General features: G+C 60.1%; 19 protein-coding genes and 1 tRNA gene. 7 read left to right on the top strand and 13 right to left on the bottom strand.

The genetic code is table 11. The features are described 5' to 3' along the window. The first annotated feature begins 434 nt into the window (after window positions 1-434). Window positions 435-767 (top strand): hypothetical protein, encoded by a 333-nt coding sequence (locus MLPF_RS16750; RefSeq protein ID WP_420329567.1) that lies wholly within the window; start codon window positions 435-437, stop codon window positions 765-767. 729 nt (window positions 768-1,496) lie between these two features. Here MLPF_RS16750 and MLPF_RS01265 read toward each other — a convergent pair. The 5 genes from MLPF_RS01265 to dacB all read right to left on the bottom strand — a co-directional run bounded on the left by MLPF_RS01265 (window position 1,497) and on the right by dacB (window position 5,955). Then, complete coding sequence (locus tag MLPF_RS01265; protein ID WP_045842327.1) at window positions 1,497-1,784, bottom strand: hypothetical protein; 288 nt, start codon at window positions 1,782-1,784, stop codon at window positions 1,497-1,499. Between the two features lie 91 nt (window positions 1,785-1,875). Then, window positions 1,876-2,487: a hypoxanthine phosphoribosyltransferase gene (hpt, locus tag MLPF_RS01260; RefSeq protein WP_045842349.1), complete on the bottom strand. Its 612-nt coding sequence runs from the start codon at window positions 2,485-2,487 to the stop codon at window positions 1,876-1,878. A gap of 65 nt (window positions 2,488-2,552) precedes the next feature. Further along, window positions 2,553-3,524: a tRNA lysidine(34) synthetase TilS gene (gene tilS, locus MLPF_RS01255; protein ID WP_045842326.1), complete on the bottom strand. Its 972-nt coding sequence runs from the start codon at window positions 3,522-3,524 to the stop codon at window positions 2,553-2,555. Then, complete coding sequence (locus tag MLPF_RS01250; RefSeq protein ID WP_045842348.1) at window positions 3,503-4,582, bottom strand: zinc-dependent metalloprotease; 1,080 nt, start codon at window positions 4,580-4,582, stop codon at window positions 3,503-3,505. The genes tilS and MLPF_RS01250 overlap by 22 nt, the downstream gene beginning before the upstream one ends. Beyond that, the gene (dacB, locus tag MLPF_RS01245; protein ID WP_082082285.1) at window positions 4,570-5,955 is read right to left on the bottom strand and encodes a D-alanyl-D-alanine carboxypeptidase/D-alanyl-D-alanine endopeptidase; all 1,386 of its coding nucleotides are present in this window, start codon (window positions 5,953-5,955) and stop codon (window positions 4,570-4,572) included. The genes MLPF_RS01250 and dacB overlap by 13 nt, the downstream gene beginning before the upstream one ends. A gap of 124 nt (window positions 5,956-6,079) precedes the next feature. Between dacB and MLPF_RS01240 the strand changes: the two genes are divergently transcribed. The 3 genes from MLPF_RS01240 (at window position 6,080) to MLPF_RS01230 (ending at window position 7,662) form a co-directional block, all read left to right on the top strand. After that, window positions 6,080-6,568 carry an inorganic diphosphatase gene (locus MLPF_RS01240; RefSeq protein ID WP_045842325.1) on the top strand — a complete coding sequence of 163 codons (489 nt, stop codon included), beginning with the start codon at window positions 6,080-6,082 and terminating at the stop codon, window positions 6,566-6,568. 78 nt (window positions 6,569-6,646) lie between these two features. Then, entirely contained in the window at window positions 6,647-7,330 is a 684-nt protein-coding gene (locus MLPF_RS01235) for a hypothetical protein (protein WP_045842346.1), read from the top strand. Between the two features lie 167 nt (window positions 7,331-7,497). Continuing rightward, window positions 7,498-7,662 (top strand): hypothetical protein, encoded by a 165-nt coding sequence (locus tag MLPF_RS01230; protein WP_175266278.1) that lies wholly within the window; start codon window positions 7,498-7,500, stop codon window positions 7,660-7,662. Here the strand turns inward: MLPF_RS01230 and MLPF_RS01225 are convergent. The 4 genes from MLPF_RS01225 to MLPF_RS01210 all read right to left on the bottom strand — a co-directional run bounded on the left by MLPF_RS01225 (window position 7,659) and on the right by MLPF_RS01210 (window position 10,322). Beyond that, the gene (locus MLPF_RS01225; protein ID WP_237817104.1) at window positions 7,659-7,829 is read right to left on the bottom strand and encodes a hypothetical protein; all 171 of its coding nucleotides are present in this window, start codon (window positions 7,827-7,829) and stop codon (window positions 7,659-7,661) included. The two genes, MLPF_RS01230 and MLPF_RS01225, sit on opposite strands and share 4 nt — an antisense overlap. 120 nt (window positions 7,830-7,949) lie before the next feature. After that, a complete protein-coding gene (locus MLPF_RS01220; protein ID WP_045842321.1) occupies window positions 7,950-8,291 on the bottom strand; it encodes a DUF2304 domain-containing protein in 342 nt (113 codons plus the stop codon). A 13-nt stretch (window positions 8,292-8,304) separates the two neighbouring features. Beyond that, window positions 8,305-9,024 carry a glycosyltransferase family 2 protein gene (locus MLPF_RS01215; protein ID WP_045842324.1) on the bottom strand — a complete coding sequence of 240 codons (720 nt, stop codon included), beginning with the start codon at window positions 9,022-9,024 and terminating at the stop codon, window positions 8,305-8,307. A 14-nt stretch (window positions 9,025-9,038) separates the two neighbouring features. Beyond that, a complete protein-coding gene (locus MLPF_RS01210) occupies window positions 9,039-10,322 on the bottom strand; it encodes a hypothetical protein (protein ID WP_045842323.1) in 1,284 nt (427 codons plus the stop codon). 158 nt (window positions 10,323-10,480) lie between these two features. Here MLPF_RS01210 and MLPF_RS01205 point away from each other — a divergent pair, with 158 nt between their 5' ends. Then, window positions 10,481-11,542 carry a DUF475 domain-containing protein gene (locus tag MLPF_RS01205; protein WP_045842322.1) on the top strand — a complete coding sequence of 354 codons (1,062 nt, stop codon included), beginning with the start codon at window positions 10,481-10,483 and terminating at the stop codon, window positions 11,540-11,542. 171 nt (window positions 11,543-11,713) lie between these two features. Continuing rightward, window positions 11,714-11,884 carry a hypothetical protein gene (locus MLPF_RS01200; protein ID WP_237817104.1) on the top strand — a complete coding sequence of 57 codons (171 nt, stop codon included), beginning with the start codon at window positions 11,714-11,716 and terminating at the stop codon, window positions 11,882-11,884. Here MLPF_RS01200 and MLPF_RS01195 read toward each other — a convergent pair. Together MLPF_RS01195 and MLPF_RS01190 are read right to left on the bottom strand one after the other, a co-directional pair. Continuing rightward, window positions 11,881-12,111 carry a hypothetical protein gene (locus MLPF_RS01195; RefSeq protein WP_237817102.1) on the bottom strand — a complete coding sequence of 77 codons (231 nt, stop codon included), beginning with the start codon at window positions 12,109-12,111 and terminating at the stop codon, window positions 11,881-11,883. The two genes, MLPF_RS01200 and MLPF_RS01195, sit on opposite strands and share 4 nt — an antisense overlap. Before the next feature lie 87 nt (window positions 12,112-12,198). Then, a complete protein-coding gene (locus tag MLPF_RS01190; protein ID WP_162196851.1) occupies window positions 12,199-13,143 on the bottom strand; it encodes an NAD-dependent epimerase/dehydratase family protein in 945 nt (314 codons plus the stop codon). Between MLPF_RS01190 and MLPF_RS01185 the strand changes: the two genes are divergently transcribed. After that, complete coding sequence (locus tag MLPF_RS01185) at window positions 13,109-14,917, top strand: hypothetical protein (RefSeq protein WP_236684815.1); 1,809 nt, start codon at window positions 13,109-13,111, stop codon at window positions 14,915-14,917. The two genes, MLPF_RS01190 and MLPF_RS01185, sit on opposite strands and share 35 nt — an antisense overlap. 1,303 nt (window positions 14,918-16,220) lie before the next feature. On the opposite strand, the gene MLPF_RS01180 is transcribed toward MLPF_RS01185, so the two are convergent. Further along, window positions 16,221-16,296, bottom strand: a tRNA-Thr gene (locus tag MLPF_RS01180). 74 nt (window positions 16,297-16,370) lie between these two features. Then, a complete protein-coding gene (locus MLPF_RS01175; protein ID WP_045842317.1) occupies window positions 16,371-17,588 on the bottom strand; it encodes a DNA polymerase III subunit delta' in 1,218 nt (405 codons plus the stop codon). Window positions 17,589-17,611 lie beyond the last annotated feature (23 nt).

Raw genomic sequence — 17,611 nt, 5'->3', positions numbered from 1 at the left:
ATGGCGACCAGCCACAGGATGTCTGGATGCCTAGGCACTTGGCCAGAGGGTTCCCCAGGTTGGAACCAAGAGAAAATCGATTGGGAAACAATACAATTAATCATCTTCAGCATCGATTTTCACGGACAATGAATTGATCACTAAAGTTGACGTGTAGCCGACTATACGCATAAGCAACCCGCATGGCTGGTCACGACAGCACATCATCGAACCTCGTCGACACTGCAGTACGCGCGGTAGATCGGGCGCCGCCCGGCAACGCCGTCTTGCCGCCGAAGACGACCGTCACACTAGAAGCAACGCTCTCGACAAAGGGAGGGCCGAGGTTTACGGCACGGCGGCCGCGACGACCTTTGACCGCAGATTCTTGCAGCTAGCTACACAGGTGTGCCCGGGCTGACCTGCAAACACCGAATCAGCGCCGCACCGACGCATTGACCCAGGGCAGCAGCCTGACCTATAGCTGCGGACAGGCCAATTGCCCCATTCAAGTTAGCGATGGTGAGACTGAGTGCGATACAGCTGGGACGCGAGGGATGATCACTATAGTTGCCCATGACCAGACCTTCTATTGTGATAACGCTGCGCCAGGCCACCTGGAAAGCTACGGAATCATCGACGCCGGGCAAGTTCGCCAGTTGACTGCCACCGTATCCCTAACACTTTGCCGATCTGCTGACCAATTCAGCCGAATCACTACGCTACCAACCATCGGCAGTGCTCGAATGTGCCGCCCGTTTCCGCGACCTAACCTGCCGCTTCCCTAGATATAGCTTCCTGTCCATCGTCTGGGACATCGATCACGCCATCCCGTTAAACCACCAGGATACCTACGCAGGAGGGTTGACGTTGCTGGAAAACCTCAAATGCCTTTGCCGGCAACACCACCAATTCAAAACATCCATGGGTGGATGACCCAACACACAACTAACTTACGGCACCGTAGTTTGAACTTCACCCAACGGGCGGACCTCCCCGGTTGGCACTGACTTGTCCCAGCCGCACGGACCGGCATGCGCCACAACGACCCCCCAGTAGACGAAACAAGTAGCCAAGTAGCAGCTACGCAGCGCACGAATTGCACAGACACACACGCATAACCCAGAGCAGAGACCTGTCAACGAAGAACGACAACACCTAGAACATGCTCAAAAACAGAAAATAGCCGCACCAGCATTCCTAAACCACATGCGCGACATGCTGTTTCTCTTCAAAAACACACCCGATACCAGCCCCTATTGCACCTGGGTGAACGAACCCCGAGCGTCGAAGGGGTTGCCTTCGAGTTGGGAACCCAACTAACCAAACCCCTTGCCCCCCGACACACCGCCTCACTGATTCACGCGCTCCCGAATCCGCTAGGGTACCAGGAAGGCCGCTTGCAGCGAGCACTCCCCAGTGTACCCATAAGTCGATTGCTGTGGCCGCTGCCGGCTTGGCCGTAATCACGCTGTCGACGTACGATAAGCACAATCTCGCGCCACCTGGGGTAGAATTCACGTCAAGTGACCGTCGCTAGGACAGGGCAAGTCCAAGGCGTCCCAGGGCCTTTGATCGCCGAAGGCTCCATCGAGTTCACCGAACTCGACATCAACACCGCGATGAACCAGACCAATGACCGGCCAGCAAGCAGTCATCAATGCGTTGATCAACGTCATAATGGACCACAAAACACCAGCACCGCCAGCGTGATTCTGCAGCCCAAGTGCAGCAAATACTAGCTTGCCGACACTGCCACCATAGCCGGCTACCGTGCGAACAACGCACTCGAGGACAAGATCCACGCGTCGGACAACACATCAAGGACGCTGGCCAGCAGACGGTGGGCTTTTCGGTGACCGCGGTGTGGGAGATGGACTAGCAGCTGTTGCTGGTCTACTGCTGATAAACTCGGGGATCCAGCGTCCCAATATAGGGCAGGTCGCGGTAACGCTCGTCGTAATCCAATCCGTAGCCCACGACGAAGTCGTTGGGAATGTCGAAACCCACATAAGTGATATCGACGTTCGCATGTAGCGCATCGGGCTTACGCAGCAACGTGCACACCTGCAACGACTGCGGACGCCGGGTTGCCAAGTTCCGCAGCAACCAAGACAAGGTCAGACCTGAGTCCACAACGTCCTCGACGATCAACACATTGCGATCGTGGATATCGCGATCAAGGTCCTTGAGAATCCGCACCACACCCGACGAGGACGTCGAGGATCCATACGAACTAACGGCCATGAATTCGAACTGGGTTGGCAGTGGAATCGCACGTGCCAGGTCGGTGACGAAGATCACTGCGCCCTTAAGCACGGTGATCAACAGCAGATCCTGGCCACTAGCAGGCAAACGGTCACGATAGTCGTTGCCGATTTGGACGCCGAGCTCGGCAATCCGAGCCTGAATCTGCTCCTGGGTAAGCATAACCGACTTGACATCGGCCAGGTACAGCTCTGCAATCGGTCCGGGGTTGATCGCCGAGGAGCTCTGGGCCACGAGCACAGCGTGCCATGCTGTCCCGCGAAAAACCACGGCGGCCCGGCAGCATCAAGACTCGCTACGGGCCGCTAAAGGGGCTCGCAGTGCAAGGTCAGTACGCCGTCGTACCGGCTGGCGATCAAACGCTGTCCGCGCAAGGTGGACCCCACCGCCACCCCACCTTGCCCGCGCCACGCGGTGACCAACGTGTCTACTCTACGGATCTGCTTGTCGGTCAGCCCGGTCGCGCCTTCATTCAACAGCCAGCCACGGATCACCCGGCGTCGAACCGCGTCGGGCAGTGCGGCCAAAGCCCGCGCATGTAGCCCTGACCCGGTCCAGGCATTGGGCAACGCCTGTGCGGCGAGCGCGTCGATCAGTTCGGTGTCCTCGCGCAACGCCGTCGCAGTGCGGGCCAACGCCTCGGCAACCCCACCGCCTAGTACGTCCTCCAACAGCGGCAGCACCTCGAGGCGCAGCCGGGTTCGGGTGTAACGACGGTCGGTGTTGTGCGGATCTTGCCAAGCGGTTAGGCCCAGCTCACGACACGCAGCACGCGGTACGCTGCGCCGCACACCCAGTAACGGCCGGCACCACGGTGGATCGTGCGGCCGCATTCCAGCGATCGAGCGCGCCCCAGAACCGCGGCCCAAGCCCAGCAGCACCGTCTCAGCTTGATCGTCAAGCGTGTGGGCTAACAGCACCGGGCCATCGCGATAGGCGCCCAACACCGCATATCGGGCAGCACGGGCCGCTGCCTCGGGCCCGCCTTTGGGGCCAAACGGACGACCCACCTGCACACAAAGAACTTGTGCGTCAACACATCCCAATGCGATAGCTTGCTTTCGAGCGGTTTCTGCGACAGCGGCCGAGTCCGACTGCAAACTGTGATCCACGATCAATGCGGTCGTAGGGCGTAGCTGGGCCGCAACCGCTGTGAGCGCCAACGAGTCCGAGCCGCCGGAGAGCGCTACGCACCACTGGTCATCGACAACACAATAGGTGCCAGCGAACTCCTCGACCGCCCTGCGCAGATGCTCTACAGCACCCTGTCGATCCATCGTTGCGGGTCTTCGACTTCGGCGGACAACGGCAGCGTTTCGGGGCCCGACCAAATCACGTTAAACCGTGCCATTCCGATCCGATCCACCACGTGGTCGACGAACGCCTTGCCGTGTTTATATCTCCTGGGCTTGGCATCGACGCCAAGCAGTGCACGCAGCAACCGCTGCAACGATGGTTGCTTGCGGTGGCTACGGTCGTCAAACCTATGGCGTATCGTAGCCACCGACGGCACCGTCATCGGGCCGACCGCATCCATGACGTGGTCAGCAAGACTCTCTAGCAGGTTACCAAGCATCAGAAGCTGATGTAGAGCTACGCGATGCAGCTCAGACTGCACGGTGCGCACCAAACCGAGAATGCCCGATACGTGAGCAGTGGAATTCTCTGCTGCGGATGACCCATTACACCGACTGCGGACAAAGTAGGCGATCCGACCCACCACCTGCCCGATGTCTTCACTGGTTTCTTGATTCAACAAGACCAGCTCCTTCGACATGTAGTCGGACAACCACCGGTTAGCGGTGAATTGGATCCAGTGAATCACCTCGTGCAAGCACACCCACAACCGAAAATCGGAGGGCTCAACTCGCAGTTGACGCTCGACAGCGATGACATTGGAATACACCAACAGCAGACAGCTCTGTTCGGAAGCGGCGAACGAGTCGTACTGACCGAGGATTTTACACGCCACACACGCCAGCACCGCACCTATCTGCGCACCAGTGATCCGTCCGGCGAAAAAACCCCGTGCCTTGTCGGTTCCGTTCGTCATCACCCGTATGGACTCGGTCGCCACCCAAACCCATCCGGGCCGGTCGACGATGCACACCGGAAGTACCACACGATCGGTGGCCAGTCCGGTGACGTCGCGCACCAGCGGTTCAGCTTTCGCCGCCACACGGGTCAGCTCGTCGATCACCTGGCGGCGCGTGTATTCGGAAGCCGGCGGACAGGGACATGCTAACCACTCTCCTACGCTGCCCGCGCATCCCAAGTCCATCACGGTACCGAGCGTGAACTTCGACGATGCGCTCGATGAGGTCACGTCGCGCATCCGCACGCCCACAGCCTGGTAGCAAGCTCGTCCATCGCGGCACGACCGGTCGGGCCAGCGTCGTTGGAGATGAACGCGAATGTCAACACACGACCGTTGCGGTCAGTGACTACCCCGACCAAAGAGTTAATGGCAGTCAAAGAACCGGTCTTGGCACGCAACCAGCCGGCCGGACCCTGGTTGGTTGCCGAGCCGAGAAAACGGTCCGATAGCGTGCCACTGCCGCCGGCGATCGGGAGCAGATCCAGCAGTGCTCGCAACGCCGGTTGATCCGGCCCCGCCGCCGCCTGCACCGCACCGTCGAGTGTCTTGGCGGTCAAGCGATTGTCAACTGACAACCCGCTGGAATCCACCAGGGCAGCGCCAGTGATGTCGATATGCGCGGTGCTTAACCGGTTGGTCACCGCGTCGACCGCGCCGGCAAAGCTCAACGGCCGGTTTATGGCGGCCGCCACCTCGCGACCGATGCATTCGGCCAGCACGTTGTCGGAGTTGTCCATCATCTCGGATAGCCGCTGAACCAGCGGAGCTGACTGCACCGCAGCCAACTGCCGCGCCCCAGACGATGCCTTGACGATTGTCACCGCATCGGGATCGACCCCCAGGGCCTTGGCCAATTCTCGCCCGGCGTCCAGAGCAGGGGTAAGTGACCGTCGTGAGTTGACGGTCGTCGGCTGGATACGCCCAGCGTCGATCATCGCCGACTCGATCGGGGCGATATCGCCGTTGTCCACATCGGCAGGATCCCAGCCCTGTGCCATTGTCGGACCGGTGAACAGCGAGGTATCCACCTGGACAGCCGTCGGCGTCACGCCGCTGCGACGAACCTGCTCGACAAGGTCACTGATCCGCGGTGCACCCCGATACCAGGTGCCCTGGTCGGGCGATGCGGCCGACAGCGTCGGATCCCCAGCACCTACCAGAACGACAGGCCCCTGGGCATTCGGGCCTCCAGCCACCACCCGGGTGCTGATCCGGGTTTGACCGTCTAGTGTCAACAGCGCAGCAACTGTAGTCAAGATCTTATTGGTCGACGCCGGCACCAAAGGCATGTCGTCTTGTTGCTGCCAGAGTTCCTTGGCAGTCATCGCATCGGTGATCCGGCCCCCAAACCTACCCAAGCTGGGATCTGCCAACACCGCCGCCAACGCCGCAGCCAGCCCGGCAACGCTGGGTGCCACGGCGGTATCGGTTACCGGAACCAATGCCGGCTTGACCGTAGAAGCCCGCGAAGATGGTACCGCGGACCGTGCTCCACTCGTGTTGTGGTCGCCCACGATGAAAACCGTTGCCGCCTCCACCACGGCGACGACGAACACCAGCATGGCCGACCCGACGACTAAGTAGGATTTCTGCCAGCGAATGGGATTCAATGATCCTCCTGACTGTCTAACTTCATTGTGCCGAACCAACCGCCAAACCAACATCTCGGCTAGGGTGAACTCCGCAACGCAACCGATCTACCCAGGCCTAGCTAAGACTTAAGGAGCCGACACGGTGCAATTCGACGTGACCATCGAAATTCCAAAAGGTCAGCGGAACAAGTACGAGGTCGACCACAAAACGGGACGGGTGCGTCTAGACCGCTACCTCTACACCCCGATGGCCTATCCGACCGACTACGGCTTCATTGAAGACACTCTCGGCGATGATGGCGACCCGCTGGATGCACTAGTGCTGCTACCGGAGCCGCTGTTCCCTGGCGTATTAGTGGAGGTACGTCCGGTGGGTATGTTCCGGATGGTCGACGAACACGGCGGCGACGACAAGGTGTTGTGCGTTCCATTCAACGACCACCGATGGGATCACATCCACGGCATCACCGATGTTCCGACATTCGAGCTGGACGCAATCAAGCATTTCTTCGTGCACTACAAGGATCTAGAGCCAGGCAAGTTTGTGAAAGCCGCAGACTGGGTAGGCCGAGACGAAGCTGAAGCAGAGGTGCAGCGTTCCGTGGAGCGGTTCAAGGCCGACGTGCACTGACACGGATTTCGCGAAGAGCTGAAGATCGTGGTTGGAGTGCTCGCCGATTCTCGGTGGCATCCTGGCGACGTGACCCCAATGCTGCATTTAGCTGCGAATTTCTGGTGGCTGATCTTCCCACTGGGCGGCACGTTCGGCGGTGGCCTGAAGGCTATTGCCACCGCGAACGAGCGGCGAGCTGAGCGACGGCTGGAACGCTACCGCCTAAAGCAGCAAACCAAGATCGCCCTGGCCGAGGCATCCGGCCGATTGCGAACCAACGAGGAAAGCTCCCTCCGGGAGCTGACCAAACTCATCGAAGCTCACGAGCGGACCGACGCCCGGTGGTTGGACTACGAATTCGATATCGCTAAACTACTGGACTTCCCCGTGATGACCGACATGCGCAATCCACTGACCATCGCCTTCCACAAGGCGAAACGTCGCGCAGACCTGCTGCGGCCGGAATTGCCCAACGACATCGTCAGAGATCGAGCAGCGCAACTCGAATACCGCGATGCCGTCCACGAGTACATCAGCGCGCTGGAGATCGCCGAGGCTGAAGCGATTCTCCGACGCCGAAGTGACTTCTCAACCGACGAACAGCAACGGCTGGCGCGCGCCCAAAACCTGCTGCACCTGGCGCAAGACGATGCGGCAGCACGCGAGGAACGACAAAATGCCTATGCGCGGGCAAACAAGGAGCTCAACGGTCTTATTGTGCTGCCGGCTTCCGTGCGAGCCAGTATTGAACGGTGCATCGCTGGGGTAATTGAAGCCTAGGGTGTTGTTGATTTTTGTGTGGTTGAGGGGTGTGGTGGGTTATGTGGTGGGGATCGGTGGTGTGGGTTGTGTTGGTGGTTTAGGGTTGGTCGCGGCGTAGGTGGGCTGCTTGCAAAGGGCCGCCGAGTAGTTGGTGTTGGTCACCGGCCGCGACATCGAAGCTGGCGATGCTGGGGGTGCGTCTGGTGTGGCGGGTGGCCGGGGATCAGTTGCGCTTTTCTGGTGATGTGTTAGCCCGCCACGCGCACAAGTCACCAGATCACGCCGTGGATGGCTTTTATCTTCCTTCCGCGGTCGATCCCCACAAAAAGTCAAGTACTGCCCTAGGCTAGAGCACCGCCGTACGCGTCATCACCGGCTGCGAGGTCATCGACGAACTGTGAAACCAACACGGCACCAACACAGCCGGGGGCACACCGGCTGGCCGAGGGCCGGTGAACAAACAGACACCCCACAGCCATAGCATGCACCCGAAAGCGCCCCCAACACCCAGCGCCAACAAGATCTAGGCTAGCCCACCAAACTCCCGACCGTATCGGCCAGCGATGGCACACCAGAACACTACTTCACCTGCCACCTATGAAACCGACCAACAATTCCTGCCACAAACACCAACACCCTAGAACGGCTTGGGTGCCTGCGCTCCCTCCAGCGCAACGATGCGAGCCAAACATGCGTAGCGCAACTCCAAGTCCTTGAACCGTATGTAGATGTTCAGCGTAGTGAAACTGAACGCCATAATCAGTGCATAAAGCATCAGATCGGTGCCGCGTCGTACCCCAAACCAGTGCGCCACCACGGTGGTGTCGTTGGGCCGGAGCACAGCATAGACACCGCCGAGCACAAACGCGATGTACCCGACCTTCACCCAGGCCCGAGACCGCGCGTTGCGGCGCGATCGCAGCAGGTAGATCAGCAACACAATGATCGATCCGATCAACAGCACCTGGATCCAGTTCATCTTTCGCTCCTTTTCATCTCAGCATTCTTCCGCGCAGGAACCCATCGAAGATGATGTTGACGCCATTGAGCAGTGGTTGCCCCTTCGACTTCGAGTACTCGGTGTACAGCACCTCCACCGGTACCTCGTCTACGCGCCAGTGGTTCTCGGCGATTAACATGACGAACTCGTTGGCATGGCTCATGCCGCTCATTGTGATATCCAGCCCGTCGGCCACCTTCTTGTTAAACACCCGCAAGCCATTATTGGTGTCGGTAAGGCCTAACCGGCGACCGCGTCGACTTAACCGTGCTGCAGTCCGCAACACAACCCTTTTCAAAAGCGGTGGTCCTTTCAGAACTTGCGGCCGGCTGCCGTCGGGCCGGCCGAACCGCGTTCCGATAACGACGTCGACGTCATGCGCGCCTAGCCGGTCGACCATCACTGTCAGGTCTTTGACGCGGTGCTGACCATCGGCGTCGAACGTGGCGAAAACCTGCGCTGCCGGCTGCTGACGAGCGTATTCGACGCCGGTCTGGATTGCCGCACCCTGGCCCAGATTGACTGGATGACGTACTAGGTGCGCCCCAGCGCGTAAAGCGATCTCGCCAGTGCCGTCGACACTGCCGTCATCCACGCAGACGACATGATCGAAAACCGCGCGCACATCGGTTACTACTTCACCGATGACAGCGGCTTCGTTGAAAGCGGGGATGACGATCCAGACGCCGGGGTAATGCGTTTCGATGCCCACAAGGTACACGCCGGTCAGGCTAAATGGCCGGTACGTGCCAAGGCCGCCAGGTGGACGCTGATCCCCACCAGCGGACCGCACAACAGTGCGATCACAGTGCGGGTCTCCAGCTGCAGGGGCAACAGCAGCAACGATGCCGACGCGGCTGTTGCACAAACCCAGCCCAGTGAATACGCACGATGCAGCGCCGCCGCTACCGTGGCCGTGCCGGTGAGAGTCAACATGGCGATCTCCACCGCGGCCGCCGCCAGCCACGCCAACAACGTTCTACTGGCGTCGTACTGCGGACCAAAACCTACGCGCAGCAGCCACGGCCCCACAACGCCTGCCGCTAACACACCGACCGCACCGATACCGCCGATGATCGCCGCCGGCACGAGAACCGACCGGAGTCGGTTGCAGCGCTCATCAACGAAATGAGCGATGAGGTTGCCCTGCATGGCGGTCAACGGCACCAACAGCGGCGCACGAGTCAGTGTCACAGCCAGGATGACGACACCGCCTTGTGCCCCGAGCTCATTCGAGGTCAGCTTCAACAGTACTGGAAACCCCATAACCAAAATCGCGCTGGCACCGGCAGCGGTGATTGAATAGGCAGCGCCGCGCAGGAATGTCGCAGTGCCGCAGAGTGTGTGCAGGCGTGCCGTGGCGCGTGCTGTGGGAGAGATCAGCAGTGTTATAAGCCACGCCGCTGCACCGGCGACGGTTGACCACAAGAAGCCAATTAGACCCCATCCGATCACGAACGTTGCTGTGGCGATAGCTACCCGGATAGCCGCGTCGGTCACCATCAGGGACCCGTAATGGCTCCATCGGTTTGTGCCAGCCAGCATGCCCAGCAGGGTGGCCTGCAGGCAAAACCCGCACAAACCAACACTGAGCAGGGCCACTGAAAACCAGCGCGCCTCGGCGAACGTTCGCCCACTCCACACGGGTGAGCTCCCTGCGATCACGATGGTGGCAGCGAGACCAACCATCCCGGCGAACCGCAGCGGACGAGTAGGCCGACCCGGAATGGCCGCCAAATCGTTTACTACATAACCCGTCGCTCGGACCTCGCGGGTGGTTTCTTGCAGCAAGCCATTGGCGGCGCCGGTGAACAGACCGAACGCTCCCCAAAACACCCCGAATACCGAGAATCCAGTCGGCGCCAGGTCTCGGGCGGCCAGATAAATCACCGCATAGCCGCACAGCGCAGTCAATGCTGCCGCCGCACCGACCCGTGTCACGCTGCCACACGCAAATGGCCCCCGCAAGGCGCTGTCGGATCCAATGGAATTCCCTGACGAGAATACCATTGGCGAGGACGCGCCACCGAACTCGGTCACTGTGGCGGCACTTCCAGTCGACTGACCTGATGCATCGGCACAGTTCGAAAATACCTAAGTACACAGAGTCGAATAGGCTCGTGACTGCTATCGGCTTCGCTATTGTGGGTGGCTGGCAGGAAGGATTCATGGCAGCGTTCCGCGGTTTCGGCATCCCGTTTTTAATAACCGCGATAGCCCTCGTAGTTGGATACGTCTACGGTGGGCTCACCGCCCTCTTTCTGCTGATAGTACTCGCTATCCTCGAAGTGTCCTTGTCGTTCGACAACGCCATCATCAACGCTGCGGTGCTCAAGCAGATGAGTCAGTTTTGGCGGAAGATGTTTCTGACGATCGGGATTCTCATCGCGGCATTCGGTATGGGCCTGGTCTTCCCAGTGGCCGCCGTCTGGGCAACCGCCGCGCTGGACCCCGTTCGCGCCATGGACTTGGCCTTGCATCCGCCGCCTAATCACGCACTGGAATTTCCGGACGGATCACCTAGCTATCAAAAGCTCATTACGTCGACCCACCCACAGATCGCGGCTTTTGGCGGAATGTTCCTGTTGATGCTGTTCCTGGATTTCGTCTTTCAAAACCGAGATATCAAGTGGATCGAGGTCCCCTTCGCCCGTATCGGACGGCTTGCTCCGCTGTTGATGGTGGCTATCGTTGTGTTGGTCCTTATCGCCACCGTGCTGACGCACTCTGGCGATAAGCGCGCGAAGGTGCTGATCGCCGGATTCCTGGGCTTGGTTACGTATCTGCTCGTCAAAGTATTGAGCCGGGCGTTTCGACCACCCGACATTGACACGGCTTCCGGGCGGGGAGGAACCAGCAGGGCTGGCCTAGCTGGATTCCTTTATCTCGAGGTTCTCGACGCCGCCTTCTCCTTCGATGGGGTCACCGGCGCTTTTGCGATCACCTCTGACCCAGTCATCATCGCGCTGGGCCTGGGACTGATCGGCTCGATGTTCATCCGTTCGATCACCATATACCTGGTCCACCAGGACGCACTGGACCGTTATGTGTACCTGGAATATGGCGCGCACTGGGCGATTGGTGCGTTATCGGTGATGATGTTGATTTCTGTCGAACCGCGATTCGAAATCCTCGAGGCCGTCACCGCCTTGGTGGGTGTGCTCTTCGTCGGCGCGGCACTCACCTGGAGCGTGTTCCGTAATCATCGCGAGTTCAAGGCCTGCACATAGTTGCAGCGGTTCCCGGGATCTGCGATCTCACGTTGTTGTGTGGTGGCCGGGGGTGTTGGTGTTTGTGGCAGGAATTGTTGGTCGGTTTCATAGGTGGCAGGTGAAGTAGTGTTCTGGTGTGCCATCGCTGGCCGATACGGTCGGGAGTTTGGTGGGCTAGCCTAGATCTTGTTGGCGCTGGGTGTTGGGGGCGCTTTCGGGTGCATGCTATGGCTGTGGGGTGTCTGTTTGTTCACCGGCCCTCGGCCAGCCGGTGTGCCCCCGGCTGTGTTGGTGCCGTGTTGGTTTCACAGTTCGTCGATGACCTCGCAGCCGGTGATGACGCGTACGGCGGTGCTCTAGCCTAGGGCAGTACTTGACTTTTTGTGGGGATCGACCGCGGAAGGAAGATAAAAGCCATCCACGGCGTGATCTGGTGACTTGTGCGCGTGGCGGGCTAACACATCACCAGAAAAGCGCAACTGATCCCCGGCCACCCGCCACACCAGACGCACCCCCAGCATCGCCAGCTTCGATGTCGCGGCCGGTGACCAACACCAACTACTCGGCGGCCCTTGCAAGCAGCCCACCTACGCCGCGACCAACCCTAAACCACCAACACAACCCACACCACCGATCCCCACCACATAACCCACCACACAAAAATCAACAACACCCTAGGGCAGCTGGGCGGCACGGAAATACTCGACCGTGCGCCGTACCCCGTCGTCCAGTTGAACTTGTGGACTCCAGCCCAAAAACTTTGTCGCTAAGCCAATGTCAAGGCAGGACCGCTTAAGGTCACCTAGACGCGGCGGATGAAACTCGGGATCGTCAGGCCCTCCGACGGCAGCTGCGACCACGGTGTGCAGCTGGCGGTCTGACGTTTCTATCCCGGTGCCAATGTTGAAGCGCTGGCCACCACCCGCATCGCCAGAGGCCTTAATGAAAGCATCGACCACGTCGTCGACAAACACGTAGTCACGGGTGTGGGTGCCGTCGCCGAACAATTTTGTGGGTCTACCCGACAGCAACGCCTGGGCGAAGATGGCCACCACACCCGCTTCACCGTACGGATCCTGACGGGGGCCATAAACATTGGCCGGAGCGATATGCGAGCAGTCCAGGCCGCAGAGGTGGCGAAACGTATTCAGGTAGATCTCCCCTGCCACCTTGCCGGCAGCGTACGGCGACGCCGGGTCGGCGGGCACTGTTTCGGGAGTTGGGTATTGTGAAGGTGTGCCGTAAATGGACCCCCCCGACGAGGTATGCACGATTTTGCGCACCCCAGTGCGGCGTGCGGCTTCCGCTAGTCGCACCGTGCCGATGACGTTGACCGATGCGTCGAATTGCGGGTCGGCGACCGAGCGGCGCACGTCGATTTGCGCCGCCAAATGGAACACCACCTCGGGCCGATGCTCATCGAGGATCGCCTGCAGGTCCGCGGTCACAATGTCGGCCTCAACGAAAGCGAGCGCAGGAGTGCTAGCGAGATGCTCGAGGTTGGCAACGTGACCGGTTACGAAATTGTCGAGTCCCACCACCGTGTGGCCATCCGCCAGCAGGCGATCTACGAGCGTCGAACCGATGAAACCGGCTGCCCCGGTGACTAGTGCGCGCACCGGCTCACCATACATAGCGTTAGCCGTCGCAGTATTGATCTTGCTGCAGCTAGGGATTCGCGCGGTGCTGGCGTTTGGTGGCTACTTCTATTGGGACGACCTGATCCTGATCGGAAAGGCTGGCACCCAGAACCTATTGTCACCATCTTACTTGTTCGACGACCATGACGGCCACCTGATGCCGGCTGCCTTCTTAGTCGCCGGCGCTCTCATCCGATTGGCGCCACTGGTCTGGACCGGACCCGCGATCAGCCTGGTGGTCATGCAATTGCTGGTCTCACTGACCCTGCTGCGCGCACTTTACGTAATCCTAGGCTGGCGCAGGATGCTGCTGATCCCGTTGACATTTGCGCTTTTTGCTCCGCTTGCCGTGCCGGGGTTCGCGTGGTGGGCAGCGGCGCTGAATTCACTGCCTATGCTGGCGGCATTGGACTGGGTGTGCGCTGACGCGATCCTGCTGGTCTGCACCGGCAACCATCGCTACACAGCCACCGGTGTGCTGGTCTACTGCGGTGGGCTGTTGTTTTTCGAGAAAGCTGCGGTGATCCCATTCATCGCGTTCGCAGTGGCCGCCCTGTTGCACCATGTGCGAGGTGATCACGCGGCGTTACGTACGGTATGGCGTAACGGCCGGCGCTTGTGGATCGCGTCGCTGACGTTGACCGTTGGCTGGGTAACGCTCTATCTGGTCGTGGTTAATCAGCAACGATGGAGTTTCGACCTGTCGATGACGGGGCGGCTTCTATTGCGCTCGATCACCCACGGTATCGTCCCGGGCCTGGCCGGCGGACCGTGGCATTGGGACCGGTGGACGCCGGCCTCGCCGTGGGCCGCTCCCCCGCCGCTGGTGATGGCGCTCGGCTGGCTGTTGTTGATCGGGGTGCTGGTGTTCTCGCTGGTCCACAAACAACACATCGGGTTGGTGTGGCTGACCGCGGCGGGGTATACGATAGCCTGCCAGCTGCCGATCTATCTGATGCGGTCGTCGCAGCAAACCGCTTTAGAATTGGCACAAACCTTACGGTATCTGCCGGATCTTGTGATTGTGCTAGCGCTGCTGACGGCCATCGCGTTTCATGCGCCTAACCGCGCGTTCGCCGCGCGTTGGCTAGACGCTTCACCGACCCGCACTGGGGTGACAATCGGGATCACGTTGTTGTTTTTGGCCGGCAGCCTATACTCGACGACGACATTTCTCACCAGCTGGCGTGACAACCCCACCCAACCCTATCTGCGGAACGTCCGTGCTGGCCTGGCCGCCGTGCACGCGGCCTCGAGTGCCCCTCTGCTGGATTCCGAGGTAGATCAATTGGTGCTGCAACGGGTAGCCTGGCCGGAAAACCTGGCCAGCCACATGTTCGCTCTGCTGCGAGATAGGCCGGAGTTTTCCTCGGCTACATCACAATTGATGATGTTGAACAGTTCCGGCTGGCTAATCGACGCCAGGGTGACCTGGATCCGGATCATCGTTCCAGGGCTTACGTCACACTGCGGCTATTTGGTGCAACCGGACAGGCCGGTGCGCATGATGCTCGACGGTCCACTACTGCCGGCCGATTGGACCGTCGAACTCAACTACCTGGCCAACAGCGACGGCTTAATGACGTTGTCGCTAACCCAAGGGCCCAGCGTTAAGGTTTCGGTGCATCCAGGACTTAACCGAATCTTCGCACGGCTGCCGGGTGCCGGAGACGCAATCACCGTGCTCGCCAACACAACCGCGCTGTCGTTGTGTATCGCATCCGGACCGGTTGGCTTTCTCGCGCCAGCCTAACAGGTATCAGCGCTAATAGCCTATTTCATCGGGCTTTTCGGCGGTCTATGGCTGTGAGGCAGCCGATCTTAGTAGGTCGGCCTGCTTAGCGGGTGGCTTGAGTCAGGTCAGTGTTACTGTTGGATGTACTTGCTTGCGTTGGCGTTGCTGGCACCAGGACATGGCGTTGAGCCGGTGAACCAATCCCGACGGAGTGGGTGCTGGGCGGATGGTGTGACAGGAGGTATTAGGAACAGGTCACTGAACACCCGGATACGCGTGCGAATGTAGGCCTATGTCTTCGTGGGAGAACCAACTACAGGGGGATGCTCAGCTGACTATGGACACCTGGAGTAAGCTCCCCAGACCAATGCCCTCCTGTACCAAGACGGTGATCGGGCTCTAAGCCAGATTATGCAGAACTCAACTGCGTCAATCACTTCGGAGCCTGATCCGGTAGTGCATGGCGAGCTTTAGCTCGGTCTAAGTGTGCGATGTGGACACAAACTTCACGGTGGTCAGCGCGCATGGGGTCACATCCCGTTCGTGTCGTTGCTTGCGCAGCATACGGTTACCGGAACAGCTGAAGGGGCGGCAGGTTGATCAAACTCGGATTAGACAATTCGAGCTTTCGCCATCGTCGCCGACCCAGCGACGCCCCGTAACTATCGGGGATCGATCCCACCTCCAGGACGGAAGCGGTAAGCAGGACACAATCTCCACCACGGACTCCTGGTCGATGAGCGCCAGCCCGACTGTGCACAAATGTGTCCAACAATCGCCGAAATCGAATTCGTAGACGAACTGTTCACCCAAAGGCCAACGTCGTTGCAGCACTGCCGATGAAAAGCCCACGTTAAAGGCATCAAACTCACCCTAACCGATGAACCGACCATCGCCCAGCGCGAACTTGTATAAATGTGAGCGGTACCAGCAAGCGAACACGGTGTCGCTGATGTCCGCAAGCTGGCTGAACTTATGGGAACAGGGAGAGGCGAAGATCCTACCCAGCCGGGGTCAAAACTCTTCACCATGACCGCTAACTAGATCCACCCGAATCGACGGCCACGTCCGCGCCACGACTAGCCAGCCACTACGCACTACTCGATTGCCACCCAAGAACTGTCTGCCTTATTGGCTCTATTGTCCACACTTGATACCGCCTTATACGCCGACGCCGCCACCGGCAAACTCATACGCCAGCTAACCCCGGACCCCACCAGGAAGCGCCACCAGCACACACCGAGCCACGGACCCCAAAGAAAAAGCGCGAACCCTTAAACATTAGGGTGAACACCTAATCCCGATGTCTTAACACATCACATGGAGCCGCCTGGGGGAATCGAACCCCCGACCTATTCATTACGAGTGAATCGCTCTACCGACTAAGCTAAGGCGGCCTGCCCTGGCTTCGGGCGGAACGAGTCTACGGCAGGTGCGCGGGCTAACCCAAGCTGCATCGTCACCAGAGAAGTTAATCACGTAGTTCCTGGCCGATAGTCGCAACCATAGCGTCGACCGCGAATTTGGGTTTGACGTTGACCGCCAACGCTTCGCGGCACTCCAGCACGGCTTCGATGCAGCGCAACAACCGTTCCGGTGTGGCATGGGCGGCCAGCGCCGTCACTCGGTCGGCCATGTCCGGATGATTGGGTCGCACCGGCCCCGCATTTGCCGAAACGAACAAGGCATCCCGAAAGTAGGTTGCCAGATCGATCAATACTCGGTCCAGTGCGTCACGCGAGGCACGAGTCTGACGGGATTTCTGCCGCCGCTCTAGATCCTTGATCACACTCGTAACGCCGCGCAATGCCCCAGCGGCGCCTTTTCCGGTGCCGCCGGCCCCGAGAGCCGTCCGCAGCTCTTCGGTCTCGACCTCGGCTCGCTCAGCGGTCAGCACCAGAGCTTCCGCTTCAGCGGCGGCCACAAGTTCTTCGGCCGCGGCATACGCCCGCGACGGTTTTGCGGCATCGCGGATCAACCCGAACGCCCGCTCACGTCGTTGCCGGGCCTCCGGATCAGTCGCCAACCGGCGTGCCCGACCCACATGGCCACCGCTGACTAACGCCGCCCAGTGCGCTGTGTCGGCGGCCAGCCCTTCGCTGTCAATCAATACCTGCGCAATCGCTGCGTGCGATGGGGTCACCAGTGCGATATGCCGGCAGCGGGACCGCAACGTGACCGCGATGTCTTCTGAAGCCACCGACGGCGCGCACAGCAAAAACACCGTCGACGGTGGCGGTTCCTCAACAACCTTGAGCAGCGCGTTGGCGGCTCCTTCGGTCAACCGGTCGGCGTCCTCGATAAGCACGATCTGCCGATATCCGGTGGTTGGACGGCGCGAAGCCGTCTGCACAATGGCGCGTATCTCGTCTACGCCGATCGACAAGCCGTCGGGAATCACCCGCCGGACGTCGGCGTGGGTGCCGGCCATCGTCGTCGTGCACGCACGACAGCGCCCGCACCCCGGTCCGCCGTCTTCGAAATCCGCAGTGCATTGCAGCGCAGCCGCGAAGCACACCGCCGCAACCGAGCGTCCCGAGCCCGGCGGACCGGTGATGAGCCATGCATGTGTCATAGTCCCGTCAGCAGGCCGACTGTGAACCATGTCGCCTCGGGCGGCCTTAGCGGCGGCCAACAGCTCGGCTTTCACCGCATCCTGGTCCACCAGCCGCGTAAACACCCCGGACATCAACGATAACAGTAATGATACCG

This window comes from Mycobacterium lepromatosis (assembly GCF_000975265.2).
GTDB classification, from domain to species: domain Bacteria; phylum Actinomycetota; class Actinomycetes; order Mycobacteriales; family Mycobacteriaceae; genus Mycobacterium; species Mycobacterium lepromatosis.
Note: the sequence above shows the minus strand (reverse complement) of the source record. Positions and strands in the feature narration are given on the sequence as shown.